The sequence below is a fragment of the Bradyrhizobium sp. 31Argb genome, from assembly GCF_043638955.1.
Classification (GTDB): Bacteria; Pseudomonadota; Alphaproteobacteria; order Rhizobiales; family Xanthobacteraceae; genus Bradyrhizobium.
In genome coordinates, this window is record NZ_JBEGDB010000047.1 from 14882 (window position 1) to 35948 (window position 21067).

Consider the following 21067-nt stretch of genomic DNA (forward strand, 5'->3'; position numbering starts at 1 on the left):
ACCCTTGCCAAAAAGCGCATCGGATTCACCATCGCTTGCTCCCAGCCGCAAACCTGACCGCGACATGCAGATACCGCCAGAGACCCAGGTCGTCATCGACTTCGACGACAACCGCGCCGCTTCCGCGCTGGTAGGCCCTTATGGGCAGAATCTGGCGCAGGTCGAACGCCGGCTCGGCGTCGTTGTCGATTCCCGCGGCAACCAGATCACCATCGCCGGCTCCCGCGACGGCTGCGACGCCGCACGACGCGTGCTGGAGACGCTTTATGGCCAGGCAACGCAGGGACATGACCTTTCACAGGGCGACGTCGAAGGCGCGATCCGCGCCGTGATCGCGCAGGGCTCGCTGTTCGAGTTCGACGCCAAGACCGCAAAGCCCTCGTTCGAGACCATCAATCTGCGCAAGCGCCCGGTGCGGGCACGCACCGCCGCGCAGGATTCCTACATCCGCGCGCTGAAGCGGCACGAGTTGGTGTTCGGCATCGGGCCTGCCGGTACCGGCAAGACCTGGCTTGCGGTCGCCTATGCCGCGCAATTGTTCGAGCGCAAGGAAGTCGATCGCATCATCCTGTCGCGGCCCGCGGTGGAGGCCGGCGAACGGCTCGGCTTTCTGCCCGGCGATCTCCGCGAGAAGGTCGACCCCTATCTGCGGCCGATCTATGACGCGCTCTATGACCTGATGGATGCGCGCGTCGTGGAGCGCGCACTGCAGGGCGGCGAGATCGAGATCGCGCCGCTTGCCTTCATGCGCGGCCGCACGCTGACCAATGCCGTTGTCATCCTGGATGAAGCGCAAAACACCACCTCGATGCAGATGAAGATGTTCCTGACGCGGCTCGGCGAGAACAGCCGCATGATCGTCACCGGCGACCCCTCGCAGGTCGACTTGCCACACGGCCAGACCTCCGGGCTGGCAGAGGCAGTGAGCCTGCTGGAAGGCGTCGAGGGCATCGCGCAGGTGCGCTTCACCGCGGAGGACGTGATCCGTCACGAATTGGTGGCACGGATCGTCGCGGCCTATGAGGGATTGCCACAACGGCAAGTCGCCGCCAAATCTTGATGTCATCAGCCGGCCTCACGGACCTGCCGCAAGCGGGTTCCGGCCGCAACCCGAACGCCTAGAAACAACAACTTTTGGAACGACAGTGTCTTCCGCTCTCCCCGCTACCGAGGTTCTGGTCACAGCCGATTGCTGGCAGACCGAGCCTGATGCTGAAGCGGCGATCCATCGCGCCATCGAGGCCGCCGCCGAGATCACTGAGGCCGATGTCGGCGAGGCCGAACTGGCAGTGATGCTGACGGATGATTCCGGAATCCGGACGCTGAACAACAATTGGCGCGGCATCGACAAGCCGACCAACGTGCTGTCGTTTCCGGCGTTGCAGCCAAAGGGCGCTCAGGAGCCGGACGACGCCCCGCGCATGCTCGGCGATATCGCGATCGCCTATGAGACGACGCGCAGGGAGGCGGACGAGGAGCAGAAGCCGTTCGACCATCATTTAAGCCACCTCGCGGTGCACGGTTTCCTGCATCTGATCGGCTACGACCACGAAAACGACGACGACGCCGAGCAAATGGAAAATCTCGAGCGCGAAATCCTCGCGCAACTCGGCATTCCCGATCCGTATGCGGACCGGGAGCGGATGGACTGAAATGGCGGACTCCGAACCTACCCACGACAATCCGCGCGATGTGCGTAACCTGCCGGCCGTGGTGCCGGAGGAGGCACAGCGTCCCGCGGCGGAGAGCTGGCTGCTGCGCGCGATCCGCACCTTGTTCGGCTGGAAGGCAGGATCGGTTCGCGACGACCTGCAGGTGGTGCTCGATGCGTCGACGCCCGATGACGTGAACTTTTCCGCCGTCGAGCGCACCATGCTGCGCAACATCCTCAATCTGCATGAGCGGCGTATCGCCGACGTGATGGTGCATCGCGCCGACATCGTCGCCGTAAAACGCGACATCCCGCTCGGCGAATTGATGAGCCAGTTCGAAAGCGCCGCGCATTCGCGCCTCGTGGTCTACGACGAAACCCTCGATGATCCCGAGGGCATGGTTCACATCCGCGACCTGCTCGCCTTCATGACCGCAAGGGCGCGCGTCAGCGACACCGGCAAGACGCGGCGCAAGAAGCCGCTGCCCGCCGGCCTCGACCTGCGCGCGGTCGATCTCGCGCTGCCGCTTCACGAAGCGAGCATCATCCGAAAACTTCTTTATGTGCCGCCGTCGATGCGCGCGATCGACCTGCTGGTGCAGATGCAGACCACCCGTATTCACCTTGCGCTGGTGGTCGACGAATATGGCGGCACCGACGGGCTGGTGACGATCGAGGACCTCGTCGAGGAAATCGTCGGCGAGATCGACGACGAGCACGATAGCGACGAGCCGCCGTCGATCGTTCGCCAGCCGGATAACTCGTTCATCGCCGACGCGCGGGCGAGCCTCGATGATGTCCGCTCGGTGATCGGCGAAGACTTCGTCACGGGCGAAGCTGGCGAGGAAGTCGAGACGCTCGGCGGCTATCTGGTGTCGTTTGTCGGCCGCGTGCCGGTGCGCGGCGAGTTGATTTCCGGACCCGGCAATTTCGAGGTCGAAGTGCTCGACGCCGATCCGCGGCGGGTGAAGCGCGTGCGGATCGCGACGCGCAAGGAACGCAACGTCCCGCGCAAGGAGCGCGAGAGCCGTCGCCGCAGCGAGGCCGCGCCCGATGCCAGCCCTCAGGCCGATGACAGCCCGCAGGCCAACGACACCGCGCCTCCGCCCTCCGGCGACGGAGCCGCTCCGCAGTGAGGGTTTCCGATCAACTCCGCACGGTCGGGCTTTCGATCATCCTGACCTGGGGATGGAAGCGCGCCGTCATCGCACTCGTCGCCGGCGCCCTGTCCTCGCTCGCGATGGCACCGTTCAACGCCTGGCCGATCCTGTTCCTGACCTTCCCGGTCGCGGTCTGGCTGATCGACGGCGCAGGCGCCGGAAAGTGGCGCGGCATCCCGGCGGCGGCAATCTCCGGCTATTGGTTCGGGCTCGGCTACTTCGTGCCGGGGCTTTATTGGATCGGCTATGCCTTTCTGGTCGATGCGCAGACCTTCGCCTGGCTGTTGCCGTTTGCGATACTCGGCCTGCCCGCCTATCTGGCACTGTTTCCCGCGCTCGGCTTTGCGCTGGCGCGCCTGCTCTGGACTCCCGACGGCTTCCGCGTGCTGGCGCTGGCAGCGAGCTTGACCATCGCCGAATGGCTGCGCGGCCATGTGCTATCAGGATTTCCCTGGAACGCGTTCGGCTATGCGCTGTCAGAACCACTGGCGCTGGCGCAGACCGCATCGCTGATCGGGCTCTGGGGCATGACGTTCCTTGCCGTCGCAATCTTCGCAAGTCCGGCCGTCCTGATCGATGGCAAATCGTCCAACCGAAAGCTGTGGCGGATGCCGGCCATAGCGCTGGTCGTTCTCGCGGCCATGCTGGTTTTCGGCGCGGTGAGGCTGTCGCGGCTGCCGACCACCATGGTCGCCAACGTCAAGCTGCGCATCATGCAGCCCAACCTGCAGCAGGACGTCAAATTCAACTACGCCGCCAAAGCGGAAGTGATGAGGAAATATCTGACGCTCTCCGATCGCGCTTCCGGCCCGCACTCCACGGGCGTGCGCGACGCCAGCATCCTGATCTGGCCGGAATCGGCGTTTCCGTTTTTCCTGACGCGCGAGGCCGACGCGATGGCGCAGATCGCCGAGCTCCTGCCTCAAGGCACCGTGCTGATCACCGGCTCGGTGCGCGCCCCAGATCTGCCGCCGGGCGTCCGTATCACACGCGCCTACAATTCGATCTATGTCATCGACCATGACGGCAGCGTGCTGTCGGTTTATGACAAGCTGCACCTGGTGCCGTTCGGCGAGTATCTGCCATTTCAGGAACTGATGGAAAAGCTCGGCTTCGTGCAGCTCACCAAGGTCCATGGCGGATTCATCGCCGGCCAGCGGCGTCATGCGCTTGACATCCCGAATGCGCCGCGCGCACTGCCGCTGATCTGCTACGAGGCGATTTTCCCTGGTGACATTGACATTCACGACGACCGGCCAAGCTGGATCATCAACGTCACCAATGACGGGTGGTTTGGAATCTCGACCGGCCCCTACCAGCATCTGCAGCAGGCGCGGCTGCGCGCGATCGAGGAGGGCCTGCCCGTTGTTCGCGCAGCGAACACCGGCATCTCCGCGGTCATCGATCCGGCGGGACGGATTGTCGCAGAACTCGGCCTCGGCATCGAAGGCGTGCTCGATGCCAGGTTGCCGGCTGCCATCCCGCCGACGCTATATGCACGTTTCAATGACATCCCGGCGGCGATCATTCTGTTCGTCGCCTTGTTGCTTGTGGTCGGACGGCGTGTTGCCCGGCGCAATTCTTGACGCCTGCGCGCCCTCGATGGTTGCCCGCGCAAGGAAAAATTCCGCTGGTGTGATTCCACCAGTTGACAGAACGACCGCGTCATTCGCATTCTACAATTCCAAGCCGAACTGAAATCCTGCCAGCACAGTAGCTCAAATTGTCCGCATTCGTCCTCGATCCTCCCGCAGGATTTTGACGATACCGGCGCCTGGGGCATACTCCATACCCGTTTTGCCTCATTCGCCGGGCGCGTAGTCCTTCCAGGAGAGTCCGAAGATGTCTACCAAAGCGCCCAATCCTGTTGACAAATATGTCGGCAGCCGTGTCCGCATGCGGCGGATCATGTTGGGCATGAGCCAGGAAAAGCTGGGAGAAAAGCTTGGCCTCACCTTCCAGCAGATTCAGAAATACGAGAAGGGCACCAACCGCGTCGGCGCCAGCCGGCTGCAGCAGATTTCCGAGATCCTGCAGGTGCCGGTCTCGTTCCTGTTCGACGGCGGACCGAGCGGCTCGACAACCGCAGAAGGCTTCAGCGAAGGCGCCTCGCCCAGTTACGTTTCCGATTTTCTCGCAACCTCGGAAGGGTTGGCGCTGACGCGCGCCTTCACGCGCATCGCCGACGCCAAACTCCGCCGCAGCATCGTCGAACTGGTCGAGCAGATCGCCGCCCGCGAAGGCCCCGACAAGCGCTGATCGGCGTCGTCATTCCTGCGACATGGCGATTGACGCACCCGCCGGTGCGGGCGCATGACGTTGGTTCAATCGTTCTGAGATCATGATCCGATTAGACGGAATCGGATCATGATCTCACCTCTTTGTTTGAGCATGATCTCCGCGCAAACGCTTCGCGTTTGTCGCGAGGGAAAACCGGTTTCCACTTTTCCGGATCATGCTCCAGATGCCGGCGCACCAATGACAACGACATCCTTTAATTCTGCGGAGATTCTCGACGGCATCCGCCGCTGGGTGGAGATCGAGACACCGACAGAAGCGCCCGAACAGGTCAACAAGCTCGCCGATCTCGTCGCCGAAGGCTATCGCAGCCTGCCGGCCACCCTGGAGCGGATCGCCAGCCAGAACGGATGCGGCGATCATCTCGTCGCGCGGTCGGCCTGGGGCCAGGACGCACCGGGAATCCTGGTGCTGAGCCATCTCGACACCGTGCACCCCCTCGGATTCATCCAACGCCTGCCATTCAGTATCGACGGCGACAGCGCCTTCGGTCCCGGCATCTACGACATGAAGGGCGGCGCCTATCTCGCCTACCACGCCTTCAGGGAAATTTGCGCCAATGGCGCGCGGGCGCCGCTCGGCGTGACCCAGCTCTACGTTTCCGATGAGGAGATCGGCAGCCCGACCTCGCGGGCGCTGATCGAAGCCGAGGGCCGCAAAGCCAAATATGTGCTGGTGACCGAGCCGGCGCGCGACGGCGGCAAAATCGTCACCGGGCGCAAGGGCGTCGCCCGCTTCGAGATCTACATCAAAGGCGTGCCCTCGCATGCCGGCACGCGGCCCGAGGACGGCCGCAGCGCGATCCGCGAGCTCGGCAACATCATCCAGACGCTGGAAGCAATGAACGATCTGGCGCGCGGCGTCACCGTCAATGTCGGCGTGGTCAAAGGCGGAACCAAGCCGAACGTGATCGCGGAAGAGGCCTATGCCGAGGTCGACATGCGCGTGCCGACCACCGCCGACGCCGAAGAGCTGGTACCGAAAATACTCAATCTGAAATCGCGGACCGACGGCGTCAGCGTGCGTGTGGTCGGCGAATTGAACCGGCCGCCTTATGAGAAGACCAACGCCGGCGCGGCGCTCTACGAACACGCCAAGGGGCTAGCAACCGAGATCGGCTTCGACCTCGTGGACACCTCGACCGGCGGCGGCTCCGATGGCAATTTCACGGCGCTGCATACGGCGACGCTCGACGGTCTCGGCGTCGACGGCAAGGGCGCACATACCCATTATGAGCAGATGTATATCTCGTCGATCGAGCCGCGCGCGCGGTTGCTCCATCGGCTGTATCAGACGCTGCGATGATGACGCCTTCCCGCGATCAGGAGCGCGACGCCCATGCGCATGGCTCATTCTTCGGACGGCGCAAGGGCCACAAGCTGCGCGCGCATCAGGCCGACCTGATCGAGCATCTGCTACCGCATCTCGCGCTCGACACCGCAAGCCCCGCGCCGGCCAGCCTCATCGAACTGTTCGATGACAACATTGAGGATGTCAGGCTCGAGATCGGGTTTGGCGGCGGCGAGCATCTCGCCGCCGAGGCCCGCGCCTTTCCGAATATCGGCTTCATCGGCTGCGAGCCCTATGTCAACGGGATGGCCAAGATCCTGACCCAGATCGAGGCACACAATATCAGCAACATCCGCCTGTTCGCAGGCGACGCCGCCGAGCTGCTCGCCTGGGCGCCGTCGCAATCGATGCGGCGCATCGACCTGATCCATCCCGATCCCTGGCCGAAGCGACGGCACTGGAAGCGCCGCTTTGTCCAAGATGCCACCGTTGCCGCAATGGCGCGCATTCTCAAAGCGGGTGGCGAATTCCGCTTCGTCAGCGACATCGACGATTACTGCGCCTGGACTCTATGGCACCTGATGCGCTCGTCCGATTTCACCTGGCTGGCCGAGCGCGCCTCCGACTGGCAGGCTCCCTGGCCCGACTACACGATGACGCGCTACGGCGCCAAAGCCGAGCGCGAGGGACGCAGGGCGACGTATCTGCGGTTTCGCAGAATTTGACGCTTGTCATTCCGGGGCGCGCGTAGCGCGAGCCCGGAATCCATCGGGCCACACACACGCGGCGAAATGGATTCCGGGCTCACGCTACGCGTGCCCCGGAATGACGGCGTGGTTTGCACCTGGCATTCAAATCTGAGCGTCCGTCATTGCGAGCGCAGCGAAGCCACGGCACCACAAGCGCAATGACGATGAGAGAGAGACTACCGCGTCTTCCAGAAGTCCACGACGCGCTGGGCGGTGGAAGGCATCAGGCGCGTGAAGTTCAGCCGCGCGTTCTCGATGTCGGCGGGTGACGGCACGCGGTTGGGGCCGAGCCGAAGCAGGATCAGCGCGCGTACGGTGGCCCATTCGAGGCCGATGGTCTTGCCGGCGATCAGAATGGGATCGTAGCGCTCGCCGGTGATCAGGCGATCGAGCGTCGCGATCTTGACACCGGTCATCGCGGCCAGCGCGCACACCGATTCCTCGTATTTGAACGACTTGGCGAAATCGAGCAGCGCGATTTCGTTCAATTGATTGGCGTGATGCAACGCGAGGATCGTGCGCTGGGCCGGCGCGAAATCGCGCGCGCTGTCGACCTTCTCTCCCATGCCGTTGATCTCGCGGATCGCCTGCTTGATCGCGGCCTGCCGCTCCGGCTTGACCACGTCGAACAGGCGGCGGCGGACGATCTCGACGGAGCCTGCCACCAGCGTCTTCAACTGTTCGGGCGACAGATCCGCGCGCTGACCGACGGCGAGCGTCAGCACGCTGTCCTGGCTGGCGCGCCGAATCAGCGTCGAATAGCCGCTCGTCGAGAATTCGGCACCGGCATTGCCGGCTGCGCGCCTGACTACGTCGCGATCGCCGCGGCGGACGATGACGTCGGTCAGATCGGCCGAGAGCTTCGGCCGTTCCGCCATCGCAAGCAGATGTTCCTGCCCCTTCGCGCGCGCGATTTCGACCAGGACTTGCTCGTCGATGACAGGAGACCGGCGCAGCAGCGGCCCCGCGACCGCGATCTCGTCCTCGCGCGCAAGCTGCCCGATCAGGCTACGCGGCGCATTCGATAGCAGCGACAGGCGTTCGGCGAGCTCCGCCCGCGCAGCACGCTCGGCGTGGGGGACCAGGCTCGTCAGGACGCCGTCGAACAGATCGACATGGTCGGTACTGAAACTGGCCGCCCCCTGCAGGAACAATTCGCCGATCCGGCGCGCGGCCTCGGCGCGGCGCCCGGGGTCACCGATACGGACGATCTCGTCGAGTTCAGGGATCAGCGCAGTCGCTGTCGTCGTCATAAGCCTACCCAAACCGGCCCGCAGTGCCGGTTTTTGCGGCGCAATCTAGGTGGCGTTCGTGAACGAAGCGTTAGACATTCGCACCCAACTTTCCGATAGCGCAAATTTGCTCGGCCGTGGCCTCCGCCCCTTGCCGGACCAGGGAAAAAGCGCTATATCGGCCGCGACTTAAAGTTCTCATACGATCCGTATTGAGAGTGGGCCCCTCCGGACCCGCTCTTTTTTATTACCCGAACGAACCGGGCCGAGCCTGGTCCGGTTTGGGTAGTACAACCAGAGCATGAACCCGAACAGCGGAAGCCTGTTGTCCGCAAGGATCATGCTCAAACACGAGAAATAAGATCATGGCCCGATCAGCGTGATCGTATCATGATCGAACGCCGGTCTAGGGCCGGCTAACCCACAGAACCGACAGCTCAAGACGTATCTTTGACCCTGGATATGACCGATCCAACCGCTGGTTCCGTCAATGCCGAATTGCTCGCCGAGCCGCGGCTCGTCGTCGAGCCCGGCGCTGCGGCCCGCGTGTCGGCAGTCGCCACCCCGGTCCTGCAGGGACTGGGCTACCGTCTGGTGCGGATCAAGATCACCGGCGAGGCCGGCTGCACCGTCCAGATCATGGCGGAACGGCCGGACGGCTCGATGCAGATCGAGGATTGCGAGGCGATCTCGCGCGCGCTGTCACCGGTGCTCGACATCGCCGATCCCATCGACCGGGCCTATCGGCTGGAAATCTCGTCGCCGGGCATCGACCGGCCGCTGGTGCGACGTTCGGACTTCGAGCGCTATGCCGGCCACCTCGTCAAGATCGAGATGGCGGTGGCGCATCAGGGCCGCAAGCGGTTCCGCGGCACCCTGAACGGTGTCGAGGGTAACGCGGCGCGCCTACATCGGGATGACACACGCGAGGGTGAAGATGCGGACGTCTTGCTGGCGATGGAAGACATCGCCGAAGCAAGGCTGGTGCTGACCGACGAGCTGATCGCCGAATCGATGCGGCGCGGCAAGGCTCAGGAGCGCGAGCTGCGCCGCGAATTGGGGCTGGCCTCGCCACAACCCGCGCATGCGAAGGCGCAGCGCGAGCATGCGAAGAACAGCGATCCGAGCAAGAGCCATAAGCCGAAGCAAGGGACCGGCAAGAAACCGGCTCCGAAGAACACGAAACAACACCGCCTCGCCGCCGAACGGCTGCGCCGGGGCGAGACCGAGCCTGACGAAGGAGACTAGCCATGGCAGTCAGCGCCAATCGACTTGAACTGCTGCAGATCGCCGACGCCGTCGCGCGCGAAAAATCGATCGATCGCGGCATCGTGATTGCCGCGATGGAGGACGCCATTGCGAAAGCGGCGCGCGCCCGATACGGCAGCGAGACCGACGTCCACGCCGAGATCGACCCCAAGAAGGGCGAGCTCCGCCTGTCGCGCCACATGCTGGTGGTCGACGTGGTCGAGAATGCTTCCAACCAGATTTCGCTGGCCGATGCCCAGCGCGCCAATCCCGGCGCCCGTGTCGGCGACACCATCGCCGACACGCTGCCGCCGCTCGAATACGGCCGCATCGCCGCGCAATCGGCCAAACAGGTGATCGTGCAAAAGGTGCGCGAGGCCGAGCGCGACCGGCAATACCAGGAGTTCAAGGACCGCATCGGCGACATCGTCAACGGCGTCGTCAAGCGCGTCGAATATGGCAGCGTGATCGTCGACCTCGGACGTGGCGAGGCCATCATCCGCCGCGACGAGATGCTGCCGCGCGAGGTGTTCCGCAACGGCGACCGCGTCCGCGCCTATATCTTCGACGTCCGCCGCGAGACGCGGGGCCCGCAGATCTTCCTGTCGCGCACCCATCCGCAATTCATGGCGAAGCTGTTCGCGCAGGAAGTGCCGGAGATCTATGACGGTATCGTCGAGATCAAGGCAGTGGCCCGCGATCCCGGCTCGCGCGCCAAGATCGGCGTGATCTCGCGGGATTCGTCCGTCGATCCGGTCGGCGCCTGCGTCGGCATGCGCGGCTCGCGCGTGCAGGCCGTGGTCAACGAATTGCAGGGCGAGAAGATCGACATCATCCCGTGGTCGCCCGACATCGCGACCTTCGTCGTCAACGCGCTGGCGCCGGCCGAAGTTGCCAAGGTCGTGATCGACGAGGACCGCGAGCGCATCGAGGTCGTGGTGCCCGACACCAACAACCAGCTTTCGCTGGCGATCGGCCGCCGCGGCCAGAACGTCCGCCTCGCCTCGCAGCTCACCGGCTGGGATATCGACATCCTGACCGAGCAGGAAGAGTCCGAGCGCCGTCAGGCCGACTTCGAGAATTCGACCCGCGTCTTCATGGAGGCGCTCAATGTCGACGAAGTCGTCGGCCAGCTCCTGGCGTCGGAAGGCTTCACCTCGGTCGAGGAACTGGCGCTGGTGGATGTGAAGGAACTCGCCGGCATCGAAGGCTTCGACGAGGAAACCGCAACGGAGCTGCAGAACCGCGCCAAGGAATATCTGGAGCAGCTCGAGGCCGAGCTGGAAGCCAAGCGCAAGGAACTCGGCGTCGAGGATGCCGTGAAGACCGTCCCGGGCATAACCGCGAAGATGCTGGTCAAGCTCGGCGAGAACGACATCAAGACCGTCGAGGATCTCGCCGGCTGCGCCACCGACGATCTGGTCGGCTGGACCGAGCGCAAGGACGGTGGCGAGCAGACCAAGCATACCGGGTTCCTCGACGGGATCGATATCTCCCGCGAGGACGCCGAGGCGATGATCATGCAGGCCCGCGTAAAGGCCGGCTGGATCACCGAGGCTGATCTCGCCAAGCAGAATGCCGAGGCGGAAGCCGCCGAAGAACCGACGGCCTAAGGAGATGGCCCGCGCATGCTCGCAATGGCTGACCCCGATCTGGATCATGGGCCGCGGACCGAAAAGTCCGCGACCATGCGGATGTGCGCGGTCAGCCGCGAGGTGCGCCCGATCGACCAGCTGATCCGCTTCGTCGTCGCCCCCACCGGCGAGGTGATCGCCGATGTGAAACGCAAGCTGCCGGGGCGCGGCCTCTGGCTTTCAGCCTCGCGCCGCACGGTTGCGGAAGCGGTCCGGCGTCACCAGTTTAGCCGGGGATTCAAGCGCGACGTCCGCGTCGCGGCAACTCTGCCCGATGATACCGAAGTGCTGCTGGTTCGCAGTAGCCTCGAGGCGCTGGCCATGGCCGCCAAGGCCGGCCGGGTCGTTTCCGGCTTCGGCAAGGTGGAGGACGCGTTGTCGCAGCGGGAAAGACCCCTAAGCCTGATCCATGCTTCCGATGCGGCCCCCGACGGAGTCCGCAAATTGGACGCGATCCTGCGGCAAAGGGGCGGAAAAGACGAAGATTCGTTGAAAATATCTGTCGTCACCGCGCTGACATCGGCAGAATTGGATTTGGCACTGGGCCGGTCAAATGTGATACATGCTGCCCTGCTCGCGGGCCCGGCGAGCAAGACGTTCCTGTCGCGCTGCCAGCTTCTGGTCCGATACCGGATGGCCGACGACGACAAGACCGCCGATGCGGCCAGAAATTCTAGCTAGAGCATGATCGGGAAGAGGGGAAACCGGCTTTCCGAAAAGATCATGTTCAAACAACAAGATGGAGCGGGATGACGGGTCCGAGGACAGTCATTTCGGTCTTTTGGAACTGCGACGACGACGCGTGCGAAACGGCACAACGCTAACGAGATTAGGACTGCTGAATGGTTGATACCAAAACCCCTGGCGACAAGACTTTGAGTGTCCCGAGCAAGACCTTGACGCTGAAGCCACGCGTCGAGACGAGCACCGTGCGCCAGAGCTTCAGCCATGGCCGCAGCAAGCAGGTTGTGGTCGAAAAGCGCGGCAAGCGCCGCGTCGGTGGTGACGGCCCCGGAACCGAGCCGCACGCGCCCGAACCGGTGGCGGCCAAGCCCGCGCCGGCGCCCGCCAGGCCGCTCGGTCGTCCCGGCGGGTCTTCCCCATCGCAGCGCAACGCCGGCGGATCGGGCGTGGTGCTGCGCAGCCTGACCGAGGACGAGCGCTCGGCCCGCGCCAGCGCACTCGCCGACGCCCGGCAGCGTGAGGTCGAAGAGCGCCGGCAGGCCGAAGAGGAAGCCAAGCGCCGCGCCAGCCGCGAAATCGCCGAGCGCGCCGAGCGTGAAGCCGCCGAAGCCCGTCGGCTGGCCGAAGAGGAACGTCATCGCCAGGAAGAGGAAGCCAAGCGCAAGGCCGAGATCGAGGCCAAGCGGCGCTTTGGCGAGGGCGAAGCGAAGCCAGCCGCAGCAGCCAAGCCAGCGGCCGCAGCAGCCCCTGCACCGGCGCCGGCGGCTCCAGCCCGTACCCCATCGACCCCGGGACGCCCATCTGCGACCCCGGGACGCACGTCGGCGACCCCGGCACGCACACCAGCATCGGCTCCAGCGACGAAGGCGCCGGGCGTCGCCGCAGAGCCCGATGAAGACGAGGGTCCGCGCCAGGTTCGCCGTGGCCCGGGTGGTGCGATGCGCCCCGTGGCTGCTCCGAAGACCACGCACAAGCCAGGCCCCCAGAAGCAGCGCGGCCGCTTGACGGTTGTCACCGCGCTCGATGCCGACGATGTGCGCGAGCGTTCGATCGCATCATTCCGCCGGCGTACCCAGCGCCTGAAGGGCCATGCGTCGAATGAACCGAAGGAAAAGCTGATCCGCGAAGTCACGATCCCGGAAGCCATCACCATCCAGGAACTCGCCAACCGCATGTCCGAGCGCGCGGTTGACGTCATCCGGTTGTTGATGAAGCAGGGCACGATGTACAAGATCACCGACGTGATCGATGCCGACACCGCGCAACTGATCGCCGAGGAACTAGGGCACACGGTGAAGCGCGTGGCCGCCTCCGACGTCGAGGAAGGCCTGTTCGACGTCGTCGACGACTCCACCGACACCGAGCCGCGTTCGCCCGTCGTCACGGTCATGGGCCATGTCGACCACGGCAAGACTTCGCTGCTCGACGCACTTCGTCATGCCAACGTGGTCTCCGGCGAAGCCGGCGGCATCACGCAGCATATCGGCGCCTACCAGGTGTTGTCGCCGGAAAGCGGCACGAAGATCACCTTCATCGACACGCCCGGTCACGCCGCGTTCACCGCGATGCGCGCGCGCGGCGCCAAGGTCACCGACATCGTGGTGCTGGTGGTCGCAGCCGATGACGGCGTGATGCCGCAGACGGTCGAAGCGATCAATCACGCCAAGGCCGCCAGGGTTCCGATCATCGTCGCGATCAACAAGATCGACAAGCCGGACGCGCGGCCCGAGCGCGTGCGCACGGAACTGCTGCAGCACGAGGTGCAGGTCGAATCGCTCGGCGGCGAAGTCGTCGATGTCGAGGTCTCGGCCAAGAACAAGACCAATCTCGACCGGCTGCTCGAGATGATCGCATTGCAGGCCGAACTTCTCGACCTCAAGACCAACTCGCAGCGTCCGGCCGAAGGCACAGTGATCGAGGCCAAGCTCGACCGCGGCCGTGGTCCGGTCGCAACCGTGCTGGTGCAGCGCGGCACGCTCAGGGTCGGCGACATCATCGTCGCCGGCGCCGAGATGGGCCGCGTCCGCGCGCTGATCTCGGACCAGGGCGAGAATCTCGACGAAGCCGGTCCGTCCGTGCCGGTCGAAGTGCTCGGTTTCAACGGTCCGCCGGAAGCCGGCGATCGGCTTGCGGTGGTGGAGAACGAAGCTCGCGCCCGCCAGGTCACGAGCTATCGCGCGCACCAGAAGCGCGAGAACGCCGCCGCCTCGATCTCGGGCATGCGCGGCTCGCTCGAGCAGATGATGTCGCAGCTCAAGACCGCGGGCCGCAAGGAATTCCCGCTGATCGTGAAGGCCGACGTGCAGGGCTCGCTCGAAGCGATCCTGGGCTCGCTGGAAAAGCTCGGCACCGAGGAAGTCGCCGCCCGCATCCTGCATGCCGGCGTCGGCGGCATCTCGGAATCGGACGTCACGCTGGCGGAAGGCTTCAACGCCGCGATCATCGGCTTCTCGGTGCGCGCCAACAAGGAGGCGGCCGCCGCCGCCAAGCGCAACGGCATCGAGATCCGCTACTACAACATCATCTACGATCTCGTGGATGACATCAAAAAGGCGATGTCCGGCCTGCTCGCGCCGACCCTGCGCGAGACCATGCTCGGCAACGCCCAGATCCTGGAGGTGTTCAACATCTCCAAGGTCGGCAAGGTCGCCGGCTGCCGCGTCACCGATGGTACGGTCGAACGCGGTGCCAATGTCCGCCTGATCCGCGACAACGTCGTCGTGCATGAAGGCAAGCTGTCGACGCTGAAGCGCTTCAAGGACGAAGTGAAGGAAGTCGTCGCCGGTCAGGAATGCGGCATGGCGTTCGAGAACTACGGCGACATGCGTGTCGGCGACGTGATCGAATGCTACCGTGTCGAAACGATCCAGCGCTCTCTGTAAGTCCAAGTCTTACGAAGCGCGGGAATTTCGAGCTGAACCGTCGTGCCCCGCGAAGGCGGGGCATCCAGTATCGCAATTGATTCTAGGCACAAAATACTGGATCACCCGCTTTCGCGGGTGATGGCGATAATTTGGGATTTTAGATAATGCCCCGTCATCAGAAGAAGAGTTCCGCCGCTGGCGGCTCGCAACGTCAGTTGCGCGTCGGCGAGACGGTACGCCATGCGGTTGCCGAGATTCTCTCGCACGGTGACGTCCACGATCCGGATCTTCAAGGCCACATCATCACCGTTCCCGAGGTGCGAATGTCGCCGGACCTGAAGCTCGCGACCATCTACGTGATGCCGCTCGGCGGACGCGACACCGAGACCGTGATTGCTGCGCTCGACCGCAACAAGAAATTTCTCCGCGGCGAGATCGCACACCGCGTTAACCTGAAATTTGCACCTGACATCCGCTTCCGCGTCGACGACCGATTCGACGAAGCGGAACGTATCGAGAAATTACTGAGAACACCTGCGGTGCAACGTGATCTTGCACCCGATTCGGACGACGAGTGAGATGACCGTGACGACCGCAAACCCCGTGATCGAATCGCAGGACGTCGATTCGCATGCGGATGAAGAAAAAATTTCGGCGCCCGCGCGCGGCAACGAGACGCGTCGCGTCAACAACGATCCGCGCCAGAAACAGAAGCAGCAGGGTAACCAGCCGCGGCGCGACAAGCGCGACGTCCATGGCTGGGTCGTGCTCGACAAGCCGATCGGCATGACGTCGACGCATGCCGTCGCGGTGCTGAAGCGCCTGTTCCAGGCCAAGCGCGCCGGACACGCCGGCACGCTCGATCCGCTCGCCTCGGGCGGGCTGCCGATTGCGCTCGGCGAAGCCACCAAGACGGTTCCGTTCGTCATGGAAGGCCGCAAGCGCTACCGCTTCACGGTGGCCTGGGGCGAGGAACGCGACACCGACGACATCGAGGGCCGCGTGGTCAGGACCAGCGAGCTCCGCCCCTCGGCCGGTTCGATCCAGGAACTGCTGCCGCGCTTCACCGGCGTGATCGAGCAGGTTCCCCCGCAATATTCCGCGATCAAGGTCCAGGGCGAGCGGGCCTATGACCTGGCGCGGGACGGCGAAACGGTCGAATTGCAGCCCCGGCCGGTCGAGATTCACGAATTAACCCTGGTGGAACATGGGGATGGGGGCCAGTCCGTGTTCGAGGCCGAGTGCGGCAAGGGAACCTATGTCCGCGCTTTGGCCCGGGATATGGGGCGGATTCTCGGCTGTTTCGGCCATATCTGCGCGCTCAGGCGGACCGTTGTCGGTCCGTTTACCGAACGGGACATGATTCCGCTGGAAGAATTGGAGGCTTTGTGCAATAGAGCCGCGTCTGGCGAGGGCAGCCTCGCCGACGCGCTTTTGCCCGTTGAGACCGCGCTGGACGACATCCCGGCACTGGCCGTCACACGGGCGGATGCGGCAAGGCTCCATCGGGGCCAAGCCGTTTTGTTGCGCGGACGGGATGCGCCCAATTGTAGCGGCACAGTCTATGTCACGGTGGCAGGCCGGCTTCTCGCGCTTGCCGAGATTGGCAATGGCGAAATCATCCCCAAGCGCGTGTTCAACCTGACCGGACTGACTGCCAGTTCGGCTCGCAACCATGGAAGTATTTGACGATGTCGATAACCGCCGAACGCAAAGCGGAAGTCATCAAGACGAATGCCCTCAAAGCCGGCGACACCGGCTCGCCCGAGGTTCAGGTCGCGATCCTGTCGGAACGCATCAGCAACCTTACCGAGCACTTCAAGACCCACGGCAAGGACAACCATTCACGCCGCGGCCTGTTGAAGCTCGTGTCGACGCGACGCTCGCTCCTCGACTACATCAAGAAAAAGGACGAGGCGCGTTACAAGGCATTGCTGGAAAAGCATAACATTCGTCGTTGATTTCAAGACTGCGCGCGCAACGTTAGCGCGCGTTTTCGCATGATCTTCCGAGAGACCGGAGTTTCAACCGTTCGGAGACGATCATGCACAAGAGCATGAACGTGACGACCGCATGTCGCACGCACTCATGTTCAAGCCTGGAGCATGACCCGGTTTTCCGGAAAGACCATGCTCAAACCTAAAGTGCCCAGCAGCAATCCGGCCGCTGGGCGGGGCAAGATGCCCATATGAACGAAAGGATGGACGCCATCCGGAACTTGAGAACCATGGCAGGATCGCCGGATACTGATCACGGCTTGCGATCAGTGTCCCGCCATCTTGCGCATGGTTTTTGCGTTTTGGAGGCCCGCTCTTTCGTGAAACCATGAAAGAAGACCAAAATGTTTACGACCCATTCCGTGGAGATTGACTGGGGCGGACGCCCCCTCAAGCTTGAGACCGGAAAGATCGCCCGACAGGCCGACGGCGCCGTGGTGGCGACCTATGGCGAGACCGTGGTGCTTGCCACCGTCGTCGCCGCCAAGACGCCCCGCGAAGGCGTCGACTTCCTGCCGCTGACGGTCGACTACCAGGAGAAGGCCTATGCCGCGGGCCGCATCCCCGGCGGCTACTTCAAACGCGAGGGCCGGCCGACCGAAAAGGAGACGCTGGTCTCCCGCCTGATCGACCGCCCGATCCGCCCGCTGTTCGTCGACGGCTGGCGCAACGAAACGCAAGTGATCATCACCACCCTGTCGCATGACATGGAGAACGATCCGGACATTCTGGCGATGGTTGCCGCTTCCGCGGCGCTGACGCTGTCCGGCGTGCCGTTCAAGGGCCCGATTGGAGCGGCCCGCGTCGGCTTCGCCAACGACGAATATGTGCTGAACCCGACGCTGGACGAGATGAACGAGACCCAGCTCGACCTCGTCGTCGCCGGCACCGCCGATGCCGTGCTGATGGTGGAATCGGAAGCCAAGGAGCTGAACGAAGACGTCATGCTCGGCGCCGTGATGTTCGGCCACCGGCACTTCCAGCCCGTCATCAACGCGATCATCGAGCTCGCCGAGAAGGCCGCGAAGGAGCCGCGCGAGATCACCGCGATCGACAACTCGGCGATCGAGAAGGACATGCTCGGCCTGATCGAGCAGGAACTCCGCACCGCCTATGCGATCCCGATCAAGCAGGAGCGCTATGCCGCAGTCGGCGCCGCCAAGGAAAAGGTGATAGCGCACTTCTTCCCGGAAGGGCAGGAGCCAAAATATGACAAGCTGCGCGTCGCCGACGTGTTCAAGGAGCTGGAAGCGAAGATCGTCCGCTGGAACATCCTCGACACCGGCAAGCGCATCGACGGCCGCGACGTCAAGACGGTGCGCAACATCGTCGCCGAAGTCGGCGTGCTGCCGCGCGCCCACGGCTCGGCGCTGTTCACCCGCGGCGAGACCCAGGCGATGGTCGTGACCACGCTCGGCACCGGCGAGGATGAGCAGTACATCGACGCGCTGTCCGGAACGTACAAGGAGACGTTCCTGCTGCACTACAACTTCCCGCCCTACTCGGTCGGCGAGACCGGCCGCCTGGGCGGCACCAAGCGTCGCGAGATCGGCCACGGCAAGCTCGCCTGGCGCGCGATCCATCCCGTGCTGCCGCCGCACCACGAATTCCCCTACACGGTGCGCGTGGTGTCTGAAATCACAGAGTCCAACGGCTCGTCGTCGATGGCCTCGGTCTGCGGCGCCTCGCTGGCGCTGATGGATGCCGGCGTGCCTCTGAAGCGGCCGACCGCCGGTATCGCGATGGGCTTGATCCTCGAAGATCAGCGCTTCGCGGTGCTCTCGGACATCCTCGGCGACGAGGACCATCTCGGCGACATGGATTTCAAGGTCGCCGGCACCGACCAGGGCATCACCTCGCTGCAGATGGATATCAAGATCGAGGGCATCACCGAGGAGATCATGCGCGTCGCGCTTGGCCAGGCCAAGGAAGGGCGCATCCACATCCTCGGCGAAATGGCGAAGGCCCTGACGGCGGCGCGCGCCGAGCTCGGCGAATACGCGCCGCGCATCGAGACCTTCAAGATCCCGACCGACAAGATCCGCGAAGTGATCGGTACCGGCGGCAAGGTGATCCGCGAGATCGTCGAGAAGACCGGCGCCAAGATCAACATCGAGGACGACGGCACCGTGAAGGTCGCCTCCAACGACGGCGAGGCGATGAAGGCTGCGATCAAGTGGATCAAGTCGATCACCTCCGAGCCGGAGATCGGCCAGATCTACGAGGGCACCGTGGTCAAGGTGATGGAGTTCGGCGCCTTCGTGAACTTCTTCGGCGCCAAGGACGGCCTCGTCCATATCAGCCAGCTCGCATCCAACCGCGTGCAGAAGACCTCCGACGTCGTCAAGGAAGGCGACAAGGTCAAGGTCAAGCTGCTCGGCTTCGACGACCGCGGCAAGACGCGGCTGTCGATGAAGGCGGTCGACCAGGAGACCGGCGAGGATCTGGAGGCCAAGCAGAAGCCCGACGCGTCGGCGCCGCGCGAGGCCGCCGGCGAGTGAGCGCCCGGACGACAATAGAATAACTAAAAAAGGGCGGCCTCAATGGCCGCCCTAAGTTTATGTGGGGCTTTGCAAATCAACCGTGGCCGATGGCCATGTGCGGTTTGGCCGCGATATCGTGATCGTACTTTGTCGGAACCGCTTCACGTCTTGCGCCTACAATAAGACAGCATGCTTTCCTTAAGCCCGGAGGTCACGATGTCATTCCTGTCCCGCCGCCGCCTGATGATGGCCGCAACCGGTCTCGTCGCCGCAGCCACTTCGCCGCGAATGGCGTTCGCGCAAGGCTCGGCCCAGCCGCCTGCCGGTCCGTTCAAGGTGGACCCGCTGCCATATCCCGCCAATGCGCTGGAGCCGCATATCGATGCGCTGACGATGCAGATCCATCATGACAAGCATCACCAGGCCTATGTGAACAACGTCAACGCGATCGCCAAAGATCATCCGCAGATCGCCGAAAAGCCGGTCGCGGATGTGCTCGCCAATCTGAACAACGTGCCGGAAGCCGTCCGTACCGGCGTCCGCAACAACCTCGGCGGCCACGCCAACCACACCATGTTCTGGCAGATCATGGGACCGAATGGCGGCAAGCCGGAAGGCGAAGTGCTCGCCGCGATCGACCGCGACCTCGGCGGCATGGAGAAACTGCGGACCGACTTCAACGCGGCCGGCGGACGCGTATTCGGTTCGGGCTGGGTGTTCGTCACGGTGACCAAGGACGGCAAGCTCGCGCTCGAGACCCGCCCGAACCAGGACAGCCCGCTGATGGACGGCAAACGCACGCTGTTCGGCAACGACGTCTGGGAGCACGCCTATTATCTGCATTACCAGAATCGCCGCCCTGACTATCTGCAGGCCTGGTGGAACACGGTGAACTGGAAGGCGGTCGGCGACCGCTACGCGGCCGCAAAGGCAGGCACGCTCGGCGTGTAGTCCACACGCGACAGCAGTATCACACGGCCGGGGGCGCGATATCGTCTCCGGCCGCTTCGCTGCACCGCCGAACTTCATGAGCAAGCTTCCCTTCACGGCGCCCCAGAATTGGCCGTTGCCAATGCAAGCGTTCGGAGCGATGAACGCGTCTTCGCCCGTGAAAGGTTCAGCATCATGATCCAGCTCTATTGGTCGCCTCGTTCGCGCTCGTTCACCTGCCTGTGGTTGATGGAAGAATCCGGACTGCCGTATGAGCGCGTGCTGACGGACATTTCGACAGGCGCACAGAAGGCGCCGGAGTTCCTGAAGATCAATCCGATGGGCAAGGTTCCGGCGCTGAAGGACGGCGACGTCGCACTCGGCGAGGCGGCTGCGATCTGCGCGTATATTGGAGATCGCTATACTGAAACGAAGTTGGCGCCGCCGATCATTGATCCGAAGCGGGCAAGATTTCTGCAGTGGCTGTTCTTCGCGCCGAGCTGCATCGAGCCGGCGCTGATCCAGATCTTCACCAAGCTCGAGGTGCCCACCAGCACCGCCGCATGGGGCAGCGCGACACAGGTGTTCGACGTGCTCGACACCGAACTGCAGAAGGGACCGTGGATCCTCGGCGAGGATTTTTCCGCCGCCGACATCGTGGTCGGCTCGGGCCTGAATTATGCGGTGCGGCTGTTCAAGATGGTGCCGTCACGGCCGTCCTTCGAGGACTATATCGCGCGCTGCGCCGCGCGCCCGGCGTTCCAGCGCGCGGAGAAGATTGCCGCAGGTTAATACTTGTAGGCTGGGCAAAGCGCAGCGTGCCCACCATCCGCATTCCGCTCGTGAC

The 21067-nt window shown here is 64.0% G+C and carries 19 protein-coding genes; 17 read left to right on the plus strand and 2 right to left on the minus strand.

Annotation, left to right across the window (positions count from 1 at the left end):
- Positions 1 to 4 precede the first annotated feature (4 nt).
- The 7 genes from AAFX91_RS12225 to AAFX91_RS12255 all read left to right on the plus strand — a co-directional run bounded on the left by AAFX91_RS12225 (position 5) and on the right by AAFX91_RS12255 (position 7124).
- Entirely contained in the window at positions 5 to 1060 is a 1056-nt protein-coding gene (locus AAFX91_RS12225; protein ID WP_394566617.1) for a PhoH family protein, read from the plus strand.
- Positions 1061 to 1145: 85 nt separating this feature from the next.
- The gene (gene ybeY, locus AAFX91_RS12230) at positions 1146 to 1652 is read left to right on the plus strand and encodes an rRNA maturation RNase YbeY (RefSeq protein ID WP_282528690.1); all 507 of its coding nucleotides are present in this window, start codon (positions 1146 to 1148) and stop codon (positions 1650 to 1652) included.
- Between the two features lies 1 nt (position 1653).
- Positions 1654 to 2787 (plus strand): hemolysin family protein, encoded by a 1134-nt coding sequence (locus tag AAFX91_RS12235; protein WP_394566618.1) that lies wholly within the window; start codon positions 1654 to 1656, stop codon positions 2785 to 2787.
- The gene (lnt, locus tag AAFX91_RS12240; RefSeq protein WP_394566619.1) at positions 2784 to 4397 is read left to right on the plus strand and encodes an apolipoprotein N-acyltransferase; all 1614 of its coding nucleotides are present in this window, start codon (positions 2784 to 2786) and stop codon (positions 4395 to 4397) included. The genes AAFX91_RS12235 and lnt overlap by 4 nt, the downstream gene beginning before the upstream one ends.
- A gap of 256 nt (positions 4398 to 4653) precedes the next feature.
- Positions 4654 to 5070, plus strand: a complete 417-nt coding sequence (locus AAFX91_RS12245; RefSeq protein ID WP_130580839.1) for a helix-turn-helix domain-containing protein — start codon at positions 4654 to 4656, stop codon at positions 5068 to 5070.
- Positions 5071 to 5289: 219 nt separating this feature from the next.
- Positions 5290 to 6414 (plus strand): M20 family metallopeptidase, encoded by a 1125-nt coding sequence (locus tag AAFX91_RS12250; protein ID WP_394566620.1) that lies wholly within the window; start codon positions 5290 to 5292, stop codon positions 6412 to 6414.
- The gene (locus AAFX91_RS12255; RefSeq protein ID WP_394566621.1) at positions 6411 to 7124 is read left to right on the plus strand and encodes a tRNA (guanine(46)-N(7))-methyltransferase TrmB; all 714 of its coding nucleotides are present in this window, start codon (positions 6411 to 6413) and stop codon (positions 7122 to 7124) included. Before AAFX91_RS12250 ends, AAFX91_RS12255 begins: the two co-directional genes overlap by 4 nt.
- Positions 7125 to 7324: 200 nt before the next feature.
- Here the strand turns inward: AAFX91_RS12255 and AAFX91_RS12260 are convergent, their stop codons facing one another.
- Positions 7325 to 8401, minus strand: a complete 1077-nt coding sequence (locus AAFX91_RS12260; RefSeq protein ID WP_394566622.1) for a DUF2336 domain-containing protein — start codon at positions 8399 to 8401, stop codon at positions 7325 to 7327.
- Between the two features lie 441 nt (positions 8402 to 8842).
- Here AAFX91_RS12260 and rimP point away from each other — a divergent pair, with 441 nt between their 5' ends.
- The 4 genes from rimP to infB all read left to right on the plus strand — a co-directional run bounded on the left by rimP (position 8843) and on the right by infB (position 14828).
- Positions 8843 to 9628, plus strand: a complete 786-nt coding sequence (gene rimP / locus AAFX91_RS12265; protein ID WP_394566623.1) for a ribosome maturation factor RimP — start codon at positions 8843 to 8845, stop codon at positions 9626 to 9628.
- A 2-nt stretch (positions 9629 to 9630) separates the two neighbouring features.
- On the plus strand, positions 9631 to 11241 hold the full coding sequence (gene nusA, locus AAFX91_RS12270; protein ID WP_394566624.1) for a transcription termination factor NusA: 1611 nt from the start codon (positions 9631 to 9633) through the stop codon (positions 11239 to 11241).
- Between the two features lie 15 nt (positions 11242 to 11256).
- Entirely contained in the window at positions 11257 to 11943 is a 687-nt protein-coding gene (locus tag AAFX91_RS12275) for an RNA-binding protein (RefSeq protein ID WP_282528695.1), read from the plus strand.
- A gap of 161 nt (positions 11944 to 12104) precedes the next feature.
- Positions 12105 to 14828 (plus strand): translation initiation factor IF-2, encoded by a 2724-nt coding sequence (infB, locus tag AAFX91_RS12280; RefSeq protein ID WP_394566626.1) that lies wholly within the window; start codon positions 12105 to 12107, stop codon positions 14826 to 14828.
- Positions 14829 to 14929: 101 nt separating this feature from the next.
- Here the strand turns inward: infB and AAFX91_RS12285 are convergent, their stop codons facing one another.
- Entirely contained in the window at positions 14930 to 15103 is a 174-nt protein-coding gene (locus AAFX91_RS12285; protein WP_245476645.1) for a hypothetical protein, read from the minus strand.
- On the opposite strand from AAFX91_RS12285, the gene rbfA reads away from it, so the two are divergent.
- The 6 genes from rbfA to AAFX91_RS12315 all read left to right on the plus strand — a co-directional run bounded on the left by rbfA (position 15026) and on the right by AAFX91_RS12315 (position 21012).
- Positions 15026 to 15388 carry a 30S ribosome-binding factor RbfA gene (rbfA, locus tag AAFX91_RS12290; RefSeq protein WP_245476643.1) on the plus strand — a complete coding sequence of 121 codons (363 nt, stop codon included), beginning with the start codon at positions 15026 to 15028 and terminating at the stop codon, positions 15386 to 15388. The two genes, AAFX91_RS12285 and rbfA, sit on opposite strands and share 78 nt — an antisense overlap.
- A 1-nt stretch (position 15389) precedes the next feature.
- Positions 15390 to 16499, plus strand: coding sequence for a tRNA pseudouridine(55) synthase TruB (gene truB / locus AAFX91_RS12295; protein ID WP_130582126.1), 1110 nt, complete (start codon positions 15390 to 15392; stop codon positions 16497 to 16499).
- Between the two features lie 2 nt (positions 16500 to 16501).
- On the plus strand, positions 16502 to 16771 hold the full coding sequence (gene rpsO, locus AAFX91_RS12300; RefSeq protein WP_028168438.1) for a 30S ribosomal protein S15: 270 nt from the start codon (positions 16502 to 16504) through the stop codon (positions 16769 to 16771).
- Between the two features lie 380 nt (positions 16772 to 17151).
- Positions 17152 to 19308 carry a polyribonucleotide nucleotidyltransferase gene (gene pnp / locus AAFX91_RS12305; protein ID WP_282528698.1) on the plus strand — a complete coding sequence of 719 codons (2157 nt, stop codon included), beginning with the start codon at positions 17152 to 17154 and terminating at the stop codon, positions 19306 to 19308.
- A 198-nt stretch (positions 19309 to 19506) separates the two neighbouring features.
- Positions 19507 to 20241 (plus strand): superoxide dismutase, encoded by a 735-nt coding sequence (locus AAFX91_RS12310; RefSeq protein ID WP_130582127.1) that lies wholly within the window; start codon positions 19507 to 19509, stop codon positions 20239 to 20241.
- 174 nt (positions 20242 to 20415) lie between these two features.
- Positions 20416 to 21012, plus strand: coding sequence for a glutathione S-transferase family protein (locus AAFX91_RS12315; RefSeq protein WP_130582128.1), 597 nt, complete (start codon positions 20416 to 20418; stop codon positions 21010 to 21012).
- Positions 21013 to 21067: the final 55 nt, after the last annotated feature.